This window comes from Sphingomonas sp. AC435 (genome assembly GCF_979253005.1).
This window is the reverse complement of sequence record NZ_CEEDCJ010000008.1, coordinates 54,148-70,485: the sequence shown is the minus strand read 5'-3', so window position 1 is coordinate 70,485 and position 16,338 is coordinate 54,148. Positions and strand designations below refer to the sequence as shown.

Here is a 16,338-nt window from a genome sequence, read left to right as displayed (position 1 = left end):
CTCCGCTGTTCCGCTCGTCCTGAGCCTGCCGAAGGATCACAGCGACACCCCCTGCCCCACCGGCGGCTGCGTGTTGCGCGTGGAGTCCTGCGGGCGACGGTTCACCTGACGTGCAATGTTCTGCCCACGCACGCCCGACCGCTCGCGGTGGGTCAATACGATCGCACCGATCATCGCGACGAGCAGCACGAAGCCGGCCGCCTCGAAGATGAAGACGTAGCGCGAATACAGCAGGTTACCGATCGCCTGGATGTTCGGCACGACCGGATCGATCGGCGCGACACGACGCGTCAGGTCCAGCGTCCCCGCGCTCCAAGCCCCGACCGCGATGATGACCTCCGCCGCCAGCGCAACCGCGACGGCCAGACCGATGCCGGCATAGCGCATCACGCCAGCCCGCAGTTCGGCAAAGTCGATGTCGAGCATCATCACGACGAACAGGAACAGCACCGCGACCGCGCCGACATACACGATGACCAGCAGCATCGCGATGAACTCGGCACCGACGAGCACCATCAGCCCGGCGGCGTTGAAGAACGCCAGGATCAGCCACATGACCGAATGCACCGGGTTGCGCGACGAGATCGTCATCGCACCCGACAGGATCACGACGGCGGCGAACAGGTAGAAGGCGATGGCCTGGATCACGCGACGGCCCCCTTGCCCGCGCTGTTAAGGATGAGGCGGCGCATTAACGGTACGGCGCATCGGCGGCAAGGTTCGCCGCGATCGCACTTTCCCAGCGGTCGCCATTATCGAGCAGCTTGGCCTTGTCGTAGATCAGCTCCTCGCGCGTCTCGGTCGAGAATTCGTAGTTCGGACCCTCGACGATCGCGTCGACGGGGCATGCCTCTTGGCACAGCCCGCAATAGATGCACTTCGTCATGTCGATGTCGTAGCGCGTCGTACGGCGCGAACCGTCGTCGCGCGGCTCTGCCTCGATCGTGATCGCCTGCGCCGGGCACACCGCCTCGCACAGCTTGCACGCGATGCACCGCTCCTCGCCGTTCGGATAGCGACGCAGCACATGCTCGCCGCGGAACCGCGGGCTGACCGGGTTGCGCTCGTACGGGTAGTTGATCGTCGCCTTGGCCTTGAAGAAATACTTCAGGGTCAGGGCGTGCGCCTTGACGAACTCCCACAGCGTGAACGCCTTGATGGTCTGCGCGATAGACATAATCAGATTCCCACCCGCATGAACATCAGCACGCCGGACACGAGGAACACCCAGAACAGCGACAGCGGCAGGAATATCTTCCAGCCCAGCCGCATCAGCTGGTCATAGCGGTACCGGGGCACCGTCGCCTTGATCCAGCTGAACACGAAGAAGAAGAACAGGATCTTGGCGAACAGCCAGATGATGCCCGGCACCACATACAGCGGCGCCCAGTCGATCGGCGGCAGCCACCCGCCCCAGAACAGCGTCGCGTTCAGCGCGCACATCAGCAGCACGTTGGCATATTCACCGAGCCAGAACAGCGCGAAGCTCATCGACGAATATTCGGTCTGGTACCCCGCAACCAGCTCCGACTCCGCCTCGGTCAGGTCGAACGGCGCACGCTGCGTCTCGGCCAGTGCGGAGATCAGGAACACCACCGCCATCGGGAACAGCAGCGGATTGAACGCGAAACCGTTGACCGGGATGATCGGCCACACCGCGCGCTGCGCCAGCACGATCGTCGACAGGTTGAAGCTGCCCGCCCACAGCACGACGGAGATCAGCACGAACCCGATCGCGACTTCGTAACTGACCATCTGCGCCGCGGCACGCAGCGCGGAGTAGAACGGATATTTGGAGTTCGACGCCCAGCCCGACAGGATGATCCCGTACACGCCCAGCGACGACGCCGCGAGCACGTACAGCAACCCGACATTAATGTCGGCCAGCACCACGCCCGCCTGGAACGGCACCACCGCCCATACGATCAGCGCGACCGTGAAGGTGATGATCGGGGCCAGCAGGAACAGCCCGCGATTGGCCGCGGCGGGGACGATCGTCTCCTGCAGGAAAACCTTCAGGCCGTCCGCGAACGACTGGAGCAAACCGAACGGCCCGACCACGTTCGGCCCGCGCCGCAGCGCCATCGCCGCCCAGATCTTGCGATCGGCGTAGATGATCATCGCCACCGCCAGCATCAGCGGCAACGCGATGACGAGGATGCCGATGATCGTCGCCAGGAACCACGACCATTCGTAGCTCATGCCGACGGTCGTATTGAAGAAACCCGTCACTCCGCCGCCTCCGCGAAATCCTGTCCGTGGATCAGTTCGGCCGAGCAGCGCTGCATCGTCGGCGACGCGCGGCAGATCGCATTCGTCAGGTAGAAATCCTTGATCGGATAGCCGTCCATCACGCCCGACGCCGTCGCGTCCAGCGCAGGCGCGTTCCATTCGAAGCGCGCCAGCCCCTCATGCCGCAACGCCGGTACGGCCGTGTACATCTCTTCGCGCAAGCCGGCGAGGCTGTCGAACGGCAGTTTCGTGCCGACGACTTCGGACAGCGCGCGCAGGATCGTCCAGTCCTCTCGCGCGTCGCCCGGCGGGAACACCGCGCGCTCGCCGCGCTGCACGCGCCCTTCGAGGTTGACCCATGTGCCAGACTTCTCGGCATAGGTCGCACCCGGCAGGACCACGTCCGCGGCCGCCGCACCCTTGTCGCCGTGATGGCCGACATAGACCTTGAACCCGCCGAACCGCGAGAAGTCGACTTCGTCCGCACCGAGGAAGAAGGTCAGCTTCGCATCCGCCAGATCGGCGATACCGCCCTTCTGCGCGTAGCCGAGCATCAGCCCGCCCATCCGCGACGCCGCCATGTGAACGACGTTGAAGCCGTTCCAGCCGTCCCGCACCAGGTTGAGCGTCTCGGCCAGCTTCAGCGCCGCACCCTGGCCGCCCTTCAGCGCGCCACCGCCGACGATCACCATCGGCTTCTTCGCCTCGCCGAACGCCGTCGTCACCGCGTCCGGCAAGTCGCCGAGCACCGACAGGTCGGCCCCCAGCCACTGCACCTTGTAGGTCAGGTCCGTCTCCGGCCCGACCGCGAACACCTTCGCGCCGCGCTTGATCGCCTTGCGGATGCGCGTGTTCACCAGCGGCGCTTCCCAGCGCAGATTGGTGCCGACCAGCAGGATCGCGTCCGCCTCCTCGGTGCCCGCGATCGTCGTGTTGAAGTTCACCGCCGCCAGGCTGGACGTGTCATAGTCCATGCCAGTCTGCCGCCCTTCGAGCAGCGTCGAGCCCATCGAGGCGAGCAGCGCCTTCGCCGCGTACATCGTCTCGCAATCGACCAGATCGCCCGCGACCGCCGCGACGCTCGACCCGGCGTCCACCGCCGCGATCGCCGCGAACGCCTCGTCCCACGTCGCCTCGACCAGCTTGCCGCCTTTGCGGACGAACGGCCGGTCCAGACGCCGGCGGACCAGCCCGTCGACGGCGTGGCGTGTCTTGTCCGACGCCCACTCCTCGTTCACGTCCTCGTTGATCCGCGGCACGCAGCGCAAAACCTGACGACCGCGGCTGTCGAGCCGGATGTTGGTGCCGACCGCGTCCATCACGTCGATCGTCAGCGTCCGCCGCAGCTCCCAAGGGCGCGCCTCATACGCATAGGGCTTCGAGGTCAGCGCCCCGACCGGGCACAGATCGACGACGTTGCCGCTCAGCTCGCTCGTCACCGCCTCTTCGAGGTAGGACGTGATCTGCATGTTCTCGCCGCGATAGATCGCGCCGATCTCCTCCACGCCGGCAACCTCTTCGGCGAAGCGGATGCAGCGCGTGCACTGGATGCAGCGGGTCATGATCGTCTTGACGATCGGCCCCATATATTTCTCGGTGACCGCGCGCTTGTTCTCCTGGAACCGGCTCTGGCCGCGTCCGTACGCGACCGACTGGTCCTGAAGATCGCACTCGCCGCCCTGATCGCAGATCGGACAATCCAGCGGGTGATTGATGAGCAGGAATTCCATGATGCCCTCACGGGCATGCTTCACCATCGGCGTCGTGGTGAAGACCTCCTGATTGTCCGCGGCCGGAAGGGCGCACGACGCCTGGGGCTTGGGCGGCCCCGGCTTCACCTCGACGAGGCACATGCGGCAATTGCCGGCGATCGATAGCCGTTCGTGATAGCAGAAGCGCGGGATTTCCTTCCCGGCCGCCTCGCACGCCTGCAACACCGTGGCGCCCTGCGGCACCTCGACTTCGATCCCGTCGACCTTCAGCTTTGGCATTATTCTGCCGCTTCCTGCATCGGTGCGAGGTCGCCCCCGCGTTCGTTGATCCGCCGCTCCAGTTCGGGACGGAAATGCTTGATCAGGCCCTGGATCGGCCATGCCGCGGCGTCGCCGAGCGCACAGATCGAGTGGCCCTCGACCTGTTTCGTGACCTGTTGCAGCATGTCGATCTCGCCGATGTCGGCGTCGCCGGTGCGCAGCCGCTCCATCATCCGCCACATCCAGCCGGTGCCTTCGCGGCACGGCGTACACTGGCCGCAGCTCTCGTGCTTGTAGAAGTACGAGATACGGCTGATCGCGCGGACGATGTCGGTGGACTTGTCCATGACGATGATCGCCGCGGTGCCGAGCCCCGATCCGACCGCCTTCAGGCCGTCGAAGTCCATCGGCGCGTCCATGATCTGCGCCGCGGGCACCAGCGGCACCGACGACCCGCCGGGAATCACCGCGAGGAGATTGTCCCAGCCGCCGCGAATGCCGCCGCAATGTTCCTCGATCAACTGCCGGAAGGGGATGCTCATCGCCTCCTCGACCACGCATGGCGTGTTCACATGGCCGCTGATCTGGAACAGCTTGGTGCCACGGTTATTCTCCGCGCCGAAGCTGGAGAACCACTCGGCCCCGCGGCGCAGGATCGTCGGCGCGACCGCGATCGATTCGACGTTGTTGACCGTCGTCGGGCAACCATAGAGACCCGCCCCCGCCGGAAAAGGCGGCTTCAAGCGCGGCTGGCCCTTCTTGCCCTCCAGCGATTCGAGCATCGCCGTCTCTTCGCCGCAGATATACGCGCCCGCGCCCCGGTGAACGAACACATCGAAGTCGTAGCCCGAGCCGCACGCGTTCTTGCCGACCAGCCCGGCTTCGTATGCCTCGGCGACGGCGGCGAACAGCGTCTCGGCCTCGCGGATATATTCGCCGCGGATGTAAATGTACGCCGCCCGCGCACGCATCGCGAAGCCGGCGACCAGCGCCCCCTCGATCAGCTTGTGCGGATCGTGGCGGATGATCTCGCGGTCCTTGCACGAACCGGGTTCGGATTCATCGGCGTTGATGACGAGGAAGTTCGGGCGGTCCGCCTTCGGCTCCTTCGGCATGAACGACCATTTGGTACCGGTCGGGAAGCCCGCGCCACCGCGTCCGCGCAGGCCCGACGCCTTGACGACGTCGATGATCTTGTCTTGGCCAAGCTCCAGCAGCGCCTTGGTATTGTCCCAGTCGCCACGCGCGCGCGCCGCCTGCAACGTCCACGGCTGGAACCCGTAGACGTTCGTGAAGATGCGGTCCTTGTCGGCGAGCATCAGGCCCACTCCCCCCGGTAATCGTGGTTCGCGTCGACCATCTCCTTCAGGGTGGTCGGCCCGCCCGCCGGGCAGCTCGCACGACGGCCGGTCGTCGACCCCGGCGCGGGCGTGTCGCCCTTGGCCAGCGCTTCCAACACCGCGACGGTGCGATCGTAATCGAGGTCTTCGTAGTTATCGTCGTTGATCTGGACCATCGGCGCGTTGGCGCAGGTGCCCAGACACTCGACCTCGGTCAGCGTGAACAGGCCGTCCGGCGTCGTCCCGCCCTTTACGAGCCCGCGGTTCTTGCACGCCGCCAGCACGTCGTCGCTACCCGCCAACATGCACGGCGTCGTGCCGCACACCTGCACGTGATAGCGGCCAACCGGCGCGAGGTTGAACATCGTGTAGAAGGTCGCGACCTCGTACACGCGCATGTACGGCACGCGGATCTGGCGCGCGACGAACTCGATTACCGGCACCGGCAACCAGCCCTGCGTGTGCGTCTCCGCCCCGACCTGACGCTGCGCCAGATCGAGCAGCGGGATCGACGCCGACTGTTCGCGTCCGGCCGGATAGCGGCCGAGCACGATCTTCGCCTTCTCGGCATTCTCGTCATTCCACGCGAACGCGCCCCAGCGCGCGCGGGTCTCGGCCTCGTCAGGGATATGAACGGCGTCGGCCATCAGCGGTCACACTCACCAAAAACGATATCCATCGCGCCCAGAATGGCGGTCGTGTCCGCCAGCATGTGGCCGCGGCTCATGAAGTCCATCGCCTGCAAATGGCTGAACGCCGTCGGGCGGATCTTGCAGCGATACGGCTTGTTCGTGCCGTCCGACACCAGATACACGCCGAACTCGCCCTTCGGGCTTTCGGTCGCGACGTACACTTCGCCCGCGGGCACGTGATAGCCCTCGGTGTAGAGCTTGAAGTGGTGGATCAGCGCCTCCATCGAACGCTTCATCTCGCTGCGCTTCGGCGGCACCACCTTGCGATCGTCGCTGGCGATCGGCCCCTCGGGCATGTCGCGCAGGCACTGCCGCATGATGCGGGCCGACTGGCGGACCTCCTCGACGCGCACCATGAACCGGTCGTAGCAATCGCCGCGCGTGCCGACGGGAATGTCGAAATCCATGCGGTCGTAGACTTCGTACGGCTGCGACTTGCGCAGGTCCCAGGGAATGCCCGCCGCCCGGATCATCGGCCCGGAAAAGCCCCACGCGATCGCGTCGTCGCGACTGACCGTGGCGATGTCGACGTTGCGCTGCTTGAAGATGCGGTTGTCCGCGACGAGCGAGATCGCATCCTCGAACAGGCGCGGCAGGCGCGTGTCCAGCCAGTCGCCGATATCCGCCAGCAGCTTCAGCGGCACGTCCTGATGGACGCCGCCCGGGCGGATATAGTTGTGATGCATCCGCGCGCCCGACGCACGCTCGAAGAAATTGTAGCAGTCCTCGCGGATTTCGAAGAGCCACAGGTTCGGCGTCATCGCACCCACGTCCATCACGTGCGAACCCAGGTTCAGCATGTGGTTGGAGATGCGCGTCAGCTCCGCGAAGAACACGCGCAGATACTGGGCGCGGATCGGCACTTCCAGATCGAGCAGCTTCTCGATCGCCAGCACGAACGTGTGCTCCATGCACATCGGCGAGCAGTAATCGAGCCGATCGAAATACGGGATCGCCTGCGCGTAGGTCTTGTACTCGATCAGCTTCTCGGTGCCGCGGTGGAGCAGCCCGACATGCGGATCGATCCGCGTCACGATCTCGCCGTCCAGCTCCATCACCAGCCGCAGCACGCCGTGCGCGGCCGGGTGCTGAGGCCCGAAGTTGATCGTGTAGTTGCTGATGGTGACGTCGCCACCCTTGCTGAACCCGTCGCCGCCCGACCGTTCGATCGCGGTCGTGTCCAGCACGTCGTCGATATAGGGGTCGACCGTCGTGGTCGCGGGCGCCAGCCCTGGATCGGCACTCATTCGTTCTGCCCTCCCGGCTTCGAGGGGATCACATCCGGGTCCTTCGGCTTCGGCACGGCGTCCGCTTCGGGAGCGCCCTTGCCGGTATCGGCCGTCGAATCCGCCGTCGTCTTCGCATAGGGTTCGCTCGACGCCTTGGCGGGCTCACCACCAGGCTTCGCACCCCCCGCCTTGGCGTCCGCCTTCTGCAGGGCGTCGGCAGTCACCGGCGTCTGCGCACCCTTCGCCTGTGGCTGGGCAGCCTTCTCGTCGCCGGGCAGCACGTACGCCGCGCCTTCCCAGGGGCTCAGGAAGTCGAAATTGCGGAAATCCTGCGCCAGCGACACCGGCTCGTACACCACCCGCTTCTCCTCCTCGGAGTAGCGCAGCTCGGTATAGCCCGTCATCGGAAAGTCCTTGCGCAGCGGATGGCCGCGAAAGCCGTAGTCGGTCAGGATGCGACGAAGGTCCTGATTACCCTCGAACAGCACGCCGTACAGATCGTACACCTCGCGCTCCAGCCAGCCCGCGACGGGCCAGATGCCGGTCACGGACGGGATCGCATGATCCTCGTCGGTGGCGACATGCACCTGCACGCGGTGGTTCCGGGTCAGCGACAACAGGTTGTAGACGACGTCAAACCGCTCGGCGCGGCTGGGATAGTCGACGCCGGCGATCTCCATCAGTTGCTGGTACTCCAGCCCCGGCGTGTCGCGCAGCGCGGTCAGCGCGGGCACGAGCCCGTCGCGATGAACGTGCAACTGCACCTCGCCGACCAGTTCGACGGCATGCACCAGCGCGCTGCCGATCGCCTGCGTCGCCAATTCGATCGTTTCGTCGTTCAGCGCGACGGCATAGGCGGGAGCGGGAGCCCTCAACGCTCGATGCTCCCGCTGCGACGGATCTTACGCTGCAACTGCATGATGCCGTACAGCAGGGCTTCCGCGGTCGGCGGGCAGCCCGGCACGTAGATGTCGACCGGCACGATCCGGTCGCAGCCGCGCACGACCGAATAGCTGTAGTGATAATAGCCGCCGCCATTGGCGCAGCTACCCATCGAGATGACGTATTTCGGCTCCGACATCTGGTCGTAGACCTTGCGCAGTGCCGGTGCCATCTTGTTGCACAGCGTGCCCGCGACGATCATCACGTCCGACTGACGCGGCGACGCGCGCGGGGCGGCACCGAAGCGCTCCAGATCGTAGCGCGGCATGTTGACGTGGATCATCTCCACCGCGCAGCACGCCAATCCGAACGTCATCCACCACAGCGAGCCCGTCCGCGCCCACTGGAACAGTTCCTCCGTCGAGGTGACGAGGAAACCCTTGTCGGTCAGCTCCCCGTTCAGTCCGTCGAAAAAGCCCTGATCGGGCTGGATGATCGACGTACCGGGTTCCGGATTGTTGACGAGGCCGATCGGCCCGGAATGTGCGGTCACTCCCACTCGAGTGCTCCCTTCTTCCATGCATAGGCAAGGCCGAGCGCCAATTCGCCGATGAAGATCATCATCGAGATCCAGGCGGTCCAGCCGAGCGAAAAAACGCTTACTGCCCAAGGATATAGGAACGCCGCCTCAAGATCGAAGATGATGAACAGGATGGCGATCAGATAAAAACGCACGTCGAACTGGCTGCGCGGGTCCTCGAACGCGGGGAAGCCGCACTCATACTCGGACAGCTTCTGTTCGTTGGGCTGGTGCGTGCCGGTCAGGCGACCGACCAACATCGGCAGGAACACGAACGCACTCGACAGCGCGATCGCGACGCCCAGGAACAGCAGGATAGGAAGATATTGCGACAGGTCGACCAAGGGGCTTCTCGCAAGTGCGAACGGATGGCGTCCGCTTTAGGCCCGCCGGCCGGGACGGGCAAGGCTGGGAGGGTGTGAGAATAACTCGCAAGAGGCATGCGATGCTCGGAAGCACACCTGTGTTGCCCACCCCGCGGATGGAGGAGCTTTAGCCCTGCTTCGACGAGGGTCGGCCCCTCAGCGCAAGGCCCCCGCCACCAGCTTGTGCAGCTTGGAGTGCAGCCCGTCGTTCGCCGCGAGGAACTCGTTGCGCTCCATCGGCCGGTCGCCACCGCGGAAGTCGGTGACGAAGCCGCCCGCTTCCTTCACCAGCAACAGGCCCGCCGCGACGTCCCACGGCTTCAGCCCGGATTCCCAGAACCCGTCATACCGCCCCGCCGCGACCCATGCGAGGTCGAGCGCCGCCGCGCCGAAGCGCCGGATGCCCGCGACTTCCGGAGCCACCGCGCCGAAGATGCGGCTCCATTGCGCGAAGTCGCCATGCCCCAGGAACGGGATGCCCGTCGCGATCAGCGCCTCCGACAGGTCGCGCCTCGCCGACACGCGCAGCCGTTGGTCGGTGTGCCAAGCGCCCCGGCCCTTCTCGGCCCAGAAGCTCTCGTCGGTCAGCGGCTGATAGACCAGCGCGGTCGTGATCTCGCGCTTGCCGTTCGGCATCGGCTCCTCGACCGCGATCGAGATGCAGAAGTGCGGGATGCCGTGCAGGAAGTTGGAGGTGCCATCCAGCGGATCGACGATGAAGCGCGGCTTCGACGGGTCGCCCGCCACCTCGCCGCGCTCCTCCATCAGGAAGCCCCAGTCGGGCCGGGCATGGCTCAATTCCTCGTACAGCGTCTGCTCGGCGCGCTGATCGGCCATCGACACGAAGTCGGCCGGCCCCTTGCGGCTGACCTGCAGATGCTGGACCTCGTTGAAGTCGCGCCGCAGCCGCGGCCCGGCCTTGCGGGCGGCACGCTCGATGACGGTGAAGAGACCGGAATGGGAGGGCATCATACTTCCTTCGCCCCTCTCCCTTTGGGAGAGGGAGGGGCCCATCGCTCTTCAGCGATGGGAGGGTGAGGACAGCAAGGTCCTCGGCATCAGGCCGCGGGCAAAGCCCGCGTCGTCGGTCGCGCCGTGCGCGCCAGCCGGGCGGCGGAGTGTGCGAACAGCTCCGCTGTCCGTCTCACTCCGCGCGCCGCACGTAGGTCTGCTCGTACACGTCGACCACGATCTTCGTCCCCGCGGCGATGTGCGGCGGCACCATGATGCGGACGCCGTTGTCGAGGATCGCGGGCTTGTAGCTGGACGAGGCGGTCTGCCCCTTCACCACCGCGTCCGCCTCGACGATGGTCGCCTCGATCGTCGACGGCAGCTCGACGGAGATCGGCCGCTCGTCATACAGTTCGAGAACCACGTCCATCCCGTCCTGAAGGAACGCCGCGGCGTCGCCCAGGATGCCCGCGTCGAGCGTGATCTGCTCGTAATTGTCCTTGTCCATGAAGGTCAGCGCCTCGCCGTCCTTGAACAGGAACTGGAAGTCCTTCGTATCCAGCCGAACGCGCTCGACCGTCTCGGCCGAACGGAAACGAACGTTGTTCTTGCGCCCGTCGATCAGGTTCTTCAACTCGACCTGCATATACGCGCCGCCCTTGCCGGGCTGGGTGTGCTGAATCTTCACGGCGCGCCAGATGCCGCCTTCATACTCGATGATGTTGCCGGGACGAATGTCCACGCCGCTGATCTTCATGGGATAGACCTACTGGAAAGAGCCTGGAAGCCGTGCCTCCGTACCCTGCGATCTAGCGAGACGCGCCCGATCCGGCAAGCAGGGGGTAGGGATTGACGTCCTCCCCCTGCCACCAGCGCTCGCCTGCCGCCATGCGCTGGACACCGAAATGGAGGTGGTAATTGCCCGCGCCGGCGTCGCCCGTATCGCCCACGAAGGCGATCCGCTCCCCGGCCCTGACCCGGCGACCCTCCGCGATGTCCGGAGCGTAGCCCGACAGGTGGGCATAATAATACACCCAGCGTTGGTCGGGCGAGCGGACGTAGAGCGTCGTGCCGCCGAGTTTGCTCTCGAACAGCTTCTCGACCGTACCGTCCGCCGCCGCCAGCACGGGCGTGCCGCCCGGTGCCATGATGTCGGTGCCATGATGACCGCGCGTGCCGCCGCCCCGCGCGTCACCGAAGCTGTCGGCGATCGCCGTTCGCGGAACGCCCGCGACCGGCACCACCAGCTTGCCCGGCGGCTTGCGACCGAACGGCAGCACCTGCTCGACCCGCTCCCGAACGGTCCGGCCGCCGCCGGACCCGAACGACAGCATCGACCCGAACGCCAGCGCGCCGATCACGATCAGCGCGAGAATGACCCAACCGACCCGCGACATCCGCCGTTACGCCCGGAATACCGCCTTGGTCCCGGGCTTGACCATCACCGACAGTCGCGCCGCATCCCAATTGGTCAGGCGAATGCAGCCATGACTTTCGGCCCGGCCGATCGTCTCCGGATTGGGCGTACCGTGAATGCCGTAATGGTCCTTGGACAGGTCCAGCCACACGACGCCCACCGGCCCGTTCGGCCCGGCCGGCAGCAATTCCTTGTCGTCGCCCTTCTTGGCATCCCAGAACAGCGCCGGATTGTAATGGAACTTCGGGTTGTAATCCGCGCCCTTGATCGTCCAGTTGCCCAACGGCAGCGGATCATGCTCCGACCCCATCGTCGCGGTGAATTGCGCGATGAGCTTGTCGTTCTCGTCCATGACGCGCAGCACCCCGTCCGACTTGTCGACGACGATATGGTCCGCCTTCGGCTGGTTCGCGTCGACGTTCAGCATGTTCAGCGTCGCGCGCCATTCGTTCGTCAACTTCGCGTCATAGGCGCGGCTGGACGGCAGTGCGTTCGGAAACACCACTTTCGTGCCCACCGTCAGCATCGTCTGCGGCGAGTTCAGCGCCATGATGACGGCGGGCGTGGTGTGGAACATTTCCGCCAGCTTCTCCATCGGCGATCGATAGCCGAGCGTCGGCAGCTTCGCCTGAAGCGCGTAATCCTTGGGGAGCGGATCGATGAACGGCCCGGTCAGCGCCGCCTTGCTGAGCGCCAGCGTCACCGTCGGCTTGACGTTGCGATACGCGGACAGCGCCTGCGCCGTCGCGGCATCGGTTTTGCCCGTCACCGGCAGTCCGCGCGATTCCTGAAAGCCCTTCAGTGCGTTGACCAGCGCGATCCCGCCGCGCCCGTCCAGCACGCCCGGCCCGAAGCCGAGATGATCGAGGATCACCTGCACCCGCAGGATGTCCAGATCGACGGCCGGTTTCGCCGCGCCGGAGGGCGCCTGGGCGCCGGCCTGGACCGCTACGACCCCCCCGAACATCGTTGCCGCCAGAGCGAGTCGCCGAATCGGATGCATCATCAGGTCCCTTTTTACCGTTACGCTGGCAGATCAACTCGCTAGCGCCCTCCGGGGTTGCATCCTGCAAATCGCCGGGTTGACCCTACGGCAACTGCGCCCCGGCCACCGATACTTTCCAAGTTCCCGCCGCGGGTCGAATTACCCGGTGTCCCAAATTGCGACACAAAGAACAGAATTCGTTTTTGATTGATTGACGAAGGATTAATGCGGCGTACATCGGCGGGATCGACACCATTGTTACTAAAGGGATTTATCCACGATGAAGACTGTAGCTATCCTGCTGGCCGGCGCTCTGATGACCGTTGCTGGCTCGGCTTCGGCGGCGACCTTGACGCGTGGCACGCTCGGCCAGGTCGAAACCGGCCGTACGCTGTTCGCTGACTACGACACGCTGACCCCCGCCCCCTCCGCGTTCTCGAACAGCTCGGTGTTCGGCCCGACCGGCATGTCCGGCCAGGCTGCTCCGATCGACGGCAACATGCCCAGCAACTTCTACGCTGTTCTCGGCGGCGGCTTCACCACCTACACCTTCGCGCAGCCGGTTTCGTCCTTCAGCTTCGACGCCGGTTCGCTCGACGCCTACAACTTCCTGACCATCAACTATCTCGGCGGCACGTCGCAGACGTTCGACGGCTCGGGCGTTGTCGGCCAGACGTTCCGCGCGATCTTCACCGCCGACGGCGCAGAGCGCATCGCCGGCGTGACGTTCTCGTCGGACCAGAACTCGTTCGAGATCGACAACATCGCCATCGGCGGCGCGGTGCCTGAGCCCGCCACGTGGGCGATGATGATCGGCGGCTTCGGCATGGTCGGTGGCGCGATGCGCCGTCGCACCAGCAAGCTGGTCGCAGCCTGATCGAGCGCGCCGGCGGCTCGCCGCCGGCCGTTTGAAGAAAGGGGCGTTTCGGTCACGACCGAAACGCCCCTTTCCTGATTCCACGTCGCGACGACCGGCGCCGAAGCCCTATTATCTGGCGAGCACCTCGCCGAACGCTCGGACCGCCGCAGCCTCGTCTCCACCCCACACCGATCCGGACACCGCGAGGAAATCCGCGCCCGCGGCCACCAACGGCGCGGCATTGGCGGGCGTGATCCCGCCGATCGCGACCGAAGGCAGTTCGAATACCGCCGACCACCACGACAGGATCACCGGCTCGGGCCGATGCTGAACCTCCTTGGTCGTCGTCGGATAGAAGGCGCCGAACGCGACATAGTCGGCCCCCGCCTCCCCCGCTTCCATCGCCAGATGCCGGCTGTCGTGGCAGGTCACACCGATCTGCGCATTCGGGCCCAGCGCATCGCGGGCCTCACGCGGGTCGCCGTCATCCTGTCCCAGATGCACCCCGTCGGCGCCCAGCCGCTTGGCGAGCGCGATCGAGTCGTTGACGATGAACGCCACCTCGCGGTCGCTGCACAGCCGCTGCAACGGCTCCGCCAGCTTCGCGGCGATATGCTGGTCCACGTTCTTCACCCGGAACTGGAACGCCGCCACCGGCCCCGCATCCAGCGCCCGCGCCAGCCGGTCCGGGAAGTCGCCTCCCACCTCCAGCGGCGACACGAGATAGAGCTGGCACGGCGGCCGGCGCTGGTCGCGCGTGAAGGACACGGCGAAATCGGGGTCGAGCGGGCCGAGAGGATCGTCAGTCATCCGCTGCCCGTACCCGCTCCAGCGCCGCAGCGAAACCATCGGGATCGTCGAGCCGGTGCGCGATTGCATCGATCCGCCGCCGTCCGAGCATGATCGGCTCGCGAAGCCGCACCACGACGTTCGGCCACGCGATCAGCGCGAGGTTCAGCGTAGCGCGCGCCTTTACCTCGGCATCGGTCCAGCCGCCGGGATGTAAGCTGTCGATGGCAGCGATCGGCACCGTCACGCGCTTGATCGCGCCCGCGCGCAATAGCGCAACGTCGTGCGCGACCACGCTCGGCCGCGATCGCAGCGTGCCGATCGCCCAAACCAGCCATCCGATCGCCGTCACGCTCGCCAGCGACAGCACGATCGCCACCCGCGGCCACCACACCGCCAGCAAAGCATGGACGACGACCAGCTCCACCAGCGACAGCGTCACCGCCACCCACATCATCGGCGCGATCGCGCGATGACAGGTGAAGGCGACGCCGTCGTCCAATCAGGCGTCCTCGCCCTTATAGATGGCGATGATCTTCTGGAGCATCGCGAGCGCCTCGTCGCGCGGCCGCTGGAACGTGTTGCGGCCGATGATCGAGCCGTTGCCGCCGCCCGCCAGGATGTCGCGCGCGTCCTGATACACCGCGTCCGATCCCTTCGCCGCGCCGCCGGAGAACACCACGATCCGCCGCCCCGCGAAGCTCGACTGCACGACGTGCTTCACCCGGTCCGCCTGCTTCGACCAGTCGGTTCCCTCGTAGCTCTTCACCGCATCCTTCTGCTCGATATGGTCGGTCGGTAGCTTCACCTTGATGATATGCGCGCCGAGCAGCGCCGCCATGTGCGCCGCATAGGCGCCGACATCCAGCGCCAGCTCGCCCGCCTTGGACAGGTCGCCGCCGCGCGGATAGCTCCAGATCACCGTCGCCAGCCCGGCCGCGGACGCCTCCTCGCGAAGCTCGCGGATCTGCTCCATCGCGTCGAAGATGCCGTCGGACCCGGGATAGATGGTGAAGCCGATCGCCGCGCAGCCCAGCCGCAGCGCATCCTCGACACTGCCGGTCTGCGCCTGCGAGATCGAGGTCGCCCAGCTGTTCGAGCTGTTGAGCTTCAGGATCGTCGGGATGCGTCCCGCAAACGTATCCGCGCCCGCCTCCAGCATTCCCAGCGGCGCGGCGAATGCCGACAGCCCGGCGTCGATGGCCATCTGGTAGTGGTAGTGCGGATCGTACGCCGGCGGATTGATCGCGAACGACCGCGCCGGGCCATGCTCGAAACCCTGATCGACCGGCAGGATCACCAGCTTGCCCGTGCCGCCCAGCGCGCCCTGCATCAGGATGCGCGACAGGTTCGCCTTCACCGCCGGGCTCGTGCCCTCGTATTTGTCGAGGATCGTCTTCACTGCTGGTGTCATGATCGTGTCCTAAGCTACGTATTTTAAAGAGTAAGCCAGCGACGCAACGCCTGATCTATTTGTTCCATCCGCGTTGCGGAGGCATGACCGATGACGGTGACGATGCGATGACGCTGGACGGAGGTGATGCGATCGACCTGCACCTCGCACTCGACCGGCAGGCCGGTATGCTCCTGCGGGGAGATCGCGACGCGGAACAGCGCCTCGCCGCCGACGATATCGGTCAGCGGACACAGCGTGATCGTCGCGTGCGAGTCGTTGAACAGTTCCGCCTGCACGACGACGCTCGGCCGCGCGGCCCTGCCGCCATCCGGCCCGGCGACCAGCACGATGGCGCCCCGGATCAGCTCCACGCCGCATCCTCGCGCGCGATGCCGTCCCAGAACGCATAGTCGCCCGCCACATCGCGCTTCGATGCGCGCAGCGACTGGCGCCGCGCCTCGCGCCGATAGGCTTCGTCGTGCAGGTCGACATAGCGGCGCACCGCTTCCCGCGCGATGTCGCTCTTGCTGCGCCCCTGCGTGCGCGCCACCGCCGCCAGCCGTTCCTCCAGTTCCGAGTCGAGCCTGACGCCGAGCACCACGAGCCTCCGTTTAACGCGTTAAACGATAGCTCGGCGAGCCATTCCGT

General features: G+C 66.0%; 20 protein-coding genes. 1 reads left to right on the top strand and 19 read right to left on the bottom strand.

Annotated features, from left to right (window positions below; translation table 11 throughout):
• Window positions 1-36 precede the first annotated feature (36 nt).
• The 14 genes from AC0CH8_RS14770 to AC0CH8_RS14705 form a co-directional block, all read right to left on the bottom strand.
• Entirely contained in the window at window positions 37-648 is a 612-nt protein-coding gene (locus AC0CH8_RS14770) for an NADH-quinone oxidoreductase subunit J (protein WP_465240551.1), read from the bottom strand.
• Window positions 649-691: 43 nt separating this feature from the next.
• Window positions 692-1,177, bottom strand: coding sequence for an NADH-quinone oxidoreductase subunit NuoI (gene nuoI / locus AC0CH8_RS14765; RefSeq protein WP_055843617.1), 486 nt, complete (start codon window positions 1,175-1,177; stop codon window positions 692-694).
• A 2-nt stretch (window positions 1,178-1,179) separates the two neighbouring features.
• On the bottom strand, window positions 1,180-2,202 hold the full coding sequence (gene nuoH, locus AC0CH8_RS14760; RefSeq protein ID WP_204196086.1) for an NADH-quinone oxidoreductase subunit NuoH: 1,023 nt from the start codon (window positions 2,200-2,202) through the stop codon (window positions 1,180-1,182).
• Window positions 2,203-2,228: 26 nt separating this feature from the next.
• On the bottom strand, window positions 2,229-4,223 hold the full coding sequence (gene nuoG / locus AC0CH8_RS14755) for an NADH-quinone oxidoreductase subunit NuoG (protein ID WP_465240550.1): 1,995 nt from the start codon (window positions 4,221-4,223) through the stop codon (window positions 2,229-2,231).
• Window positions 4,223-5,524 carry an NADH-quinone oxidoreductase subunit NuoF gene (gene nuoF / locus AC0CH8_RS14750; RefSeq protein WP_465240549.1) on the bottom strand — a complete coding sequence of 434 codons (1,302 nt, stop codon included), beginning with the start codon at window positions 5,522-5,524 and terminating at the stop codon, window positions 4,223-4,225. The genes nuoG and nuoF overlap by 1 nt, the downstream gene beginning before the upstream one ends.
• Complete coding sequence (locus AC0CH8_RS14745) at window positions 5,524-6,192, bottom strand: complex I 24 kDa subunit family protein (protein WP_465240548.1); 669 nt, start codon at window positions 6,190-6,192, stop codon at window positions 5,524-5,526. Before AC0CH8_RS14745 ends, nuoF begins: the two co-directional genes overlap by 1 nt.
• Window positions 6,192-7,484 carry an NADH-quinone oxidoreductase subunit D gene (locus AC0CH8_RS14740; protein WP_465240547.1) on the bottom strand — a complete coding sequence of 431 codons (1,293 nt, stop codon included), beginning with the start codon at window positions 7,482-7,484 and terminating at the stop codon, window positions 6,192-6,194. The genes AC0CH8_RS14745 and AC0CH8_RS14740 overlap by 1 nt, the downstream gene beginning before the upstream one ends.
• Complete coding sequence (locus AC0CH8_RS14735; protein ID WP_465240546.1) at window positions 7,481-8,341, bottom strand: NADH-quinone oxidoreductase subunit C; 861 nt, start codon at window positions 8,339-8,341, stop codon at window positions 7,481-7,483. Before AC0CH8_RS14735 ends, AC0CH8_RS14740 begins: the two co-directional genes overlap by 4 nt.
• Entirely contained in the window at window positions 8,338-8,928 is a 591-nt protein-coding gene (locus tag AC0CH8_RS14730) for a NuoB/complex I 20 kDa subunit family protein (RefSeq protein WP_204193730.1), read from the bottom strand. The genes AC0CH8_RS14735 and AC0CH8_RS14730 overlap by 4 nt, the downstream gene beginning before the upstream one ends.
• Window positions 8,898-9,272: an NADH-quinone oxidoreductase subunit A gene (locus tag AC0CH8_RS14725; protein ID WP_239473850.1), complete on the bottom strand. Its 375-nt coding sequence runs from the start codon at window positions 9,270-9,272 to the stop codon at window positions 8,898-8,900. The genes AC0CH8_RS14730 and AC0CH8_RS14725 overlap by 31 nt, the downstream gene beginning before the upstream one ends.
• Before the next feature lie 177 nt (window positions 9,273-9,449).
• Complete coding sequence (locus AC0CH8_RS14720) at window positions 9,450-10,262, bottom strand: inositol monophosphatase family protein (RefSeq protein WP_055844002.1); 813 nt, start codon at window positions 10,260-10,262, stop codon at window positions 9,450-9,452.
• A 175-nt stretch (window positions 10,263-10,437) separates the two neighbouring features.
• Window positions 10,438-11,001 (bottom strand): elongation factor P, encoded by a 564-nt coding sequence (gene efp, locus AC0CH8_RS14715; protein ID WP_204193734.1) that lies wholly within the window; start codon window positions 10,999-11,001, stop codon window positions 10,438-10,440.
• Window positions 11,002-11,053: 52 nt separating this feature from the next.
• Window positions 11,054-11,641, bottom strand: coding sequence for a M23 family metallopeptidase (locus tag AC0CH8_RS14710; RefSeq protein WP_204193736.1), 588 nt, complete (start codon window positions 11,639-11,641; stop codon window positions 11,054-11,056).
• A 6-nt stretch (window positions 11,642-11,647) separates the two neighbouring features.
• Complete coding sequence (locus AC0CH8_RS14705; protein WP_465240638.1) at window positions 11,648-12,664, bottom strand: L,D-transpeptidase family protein; 1,017 nt, start codon at window positions 12,662-12,664, stop codon at window positions 11,648-11,650.
• Window positions 12,665-12,926: 262 nt separating this feature from the next.
• Here AC0CH8_RS14705 and AC0CH8_RS14700 point away from each other — a divergent pair, with 262 nt between their 5' ends.
• Window positions 12,927-13,523, top strand: coding sequence for a PEPxxWA-CTERM sorting domain-containing protein (locus AC0CH8_RS14700; protein ID WP_465240545.1), 597 nt, complete (start codon window positions 12,927-12,929; stop codon window positions 13,521-13,523).
• Window positions 13,524-13,634: 111 nt separating this feature from the next.
• Here AC0CH8_RS14700 and thiE read toward each other — a convergent pair whose 3' ends face one another.
• From thiE to relB, 5 genes are read right to left on the bottom strand one after another with little or no spacing between them, the layout of a single operon-like run.
• The gene (thiE, locus tag AC0CH8_RS14695; protein ID WP_465240544.1) at window positions 13,635-14,315 is read right to left on the bottom strand and encodes a thiamine phosphate synthase; all 681 of its coding nucleotides are present in this window, start codon (window positions 14,313-14,315) and stop codon (window positions 13,635-13,637) included.
• On the bottom strand, window positions 14,308-14,796 hold the full coding sequence (locus AC0CH8_RS14690) for a hypothetical protein (protein WP_465240543.1): 489 nt from the start codon (window positions 14,794-14,796) through the stop codon (window positions 14,308-14,310). The genes thiE and AC0CH8_RS14690 overlap by 8 nt, the downstream gene beginning before the upstream one ends.
• Entirely contained in the window at window positions 14,797-15,708 is a 912-nt protein-coding gene (locus AC0CH8_RS14685; protein WP_204193745.1) for a class I fructose-bisphosphate aldolase, read from the bottom strand. It abuts the gene before it with no gap.
• A gap of 23 nt (window positions 15,709-15,731) precedes the next feature.
• Window positions 15,732-16,061, bottom strand: a complete 330-nt coding sequence (locus AC0CH8_RS14680) for a type II toxin-antitoxin system PemK/MazF family toxin (protein ID WP_465240542.1) — start codon at window positions 16,059-16,061, stop codon at window positions 15,732-15,734.
• Window positions 16,052-16,288: a type II toxin-antitoxin system RelB family antitoxin gene (relB, locus tag AC0CH8_RS14675; protein ID WP_204193748.1), complete on the bottom strand. Its 237-nt coding sequence runs from the start codon at window positions 16,286-16,288 to the stop codon at window positions 16,052-16,054. Before relB ends, AC0CH8_RS14680 begins: the two co-directional genes overlap by 10 nt.
• Between the last annotated feature and the right edge of the window lie 50 nt (window positions 16,289-16,338).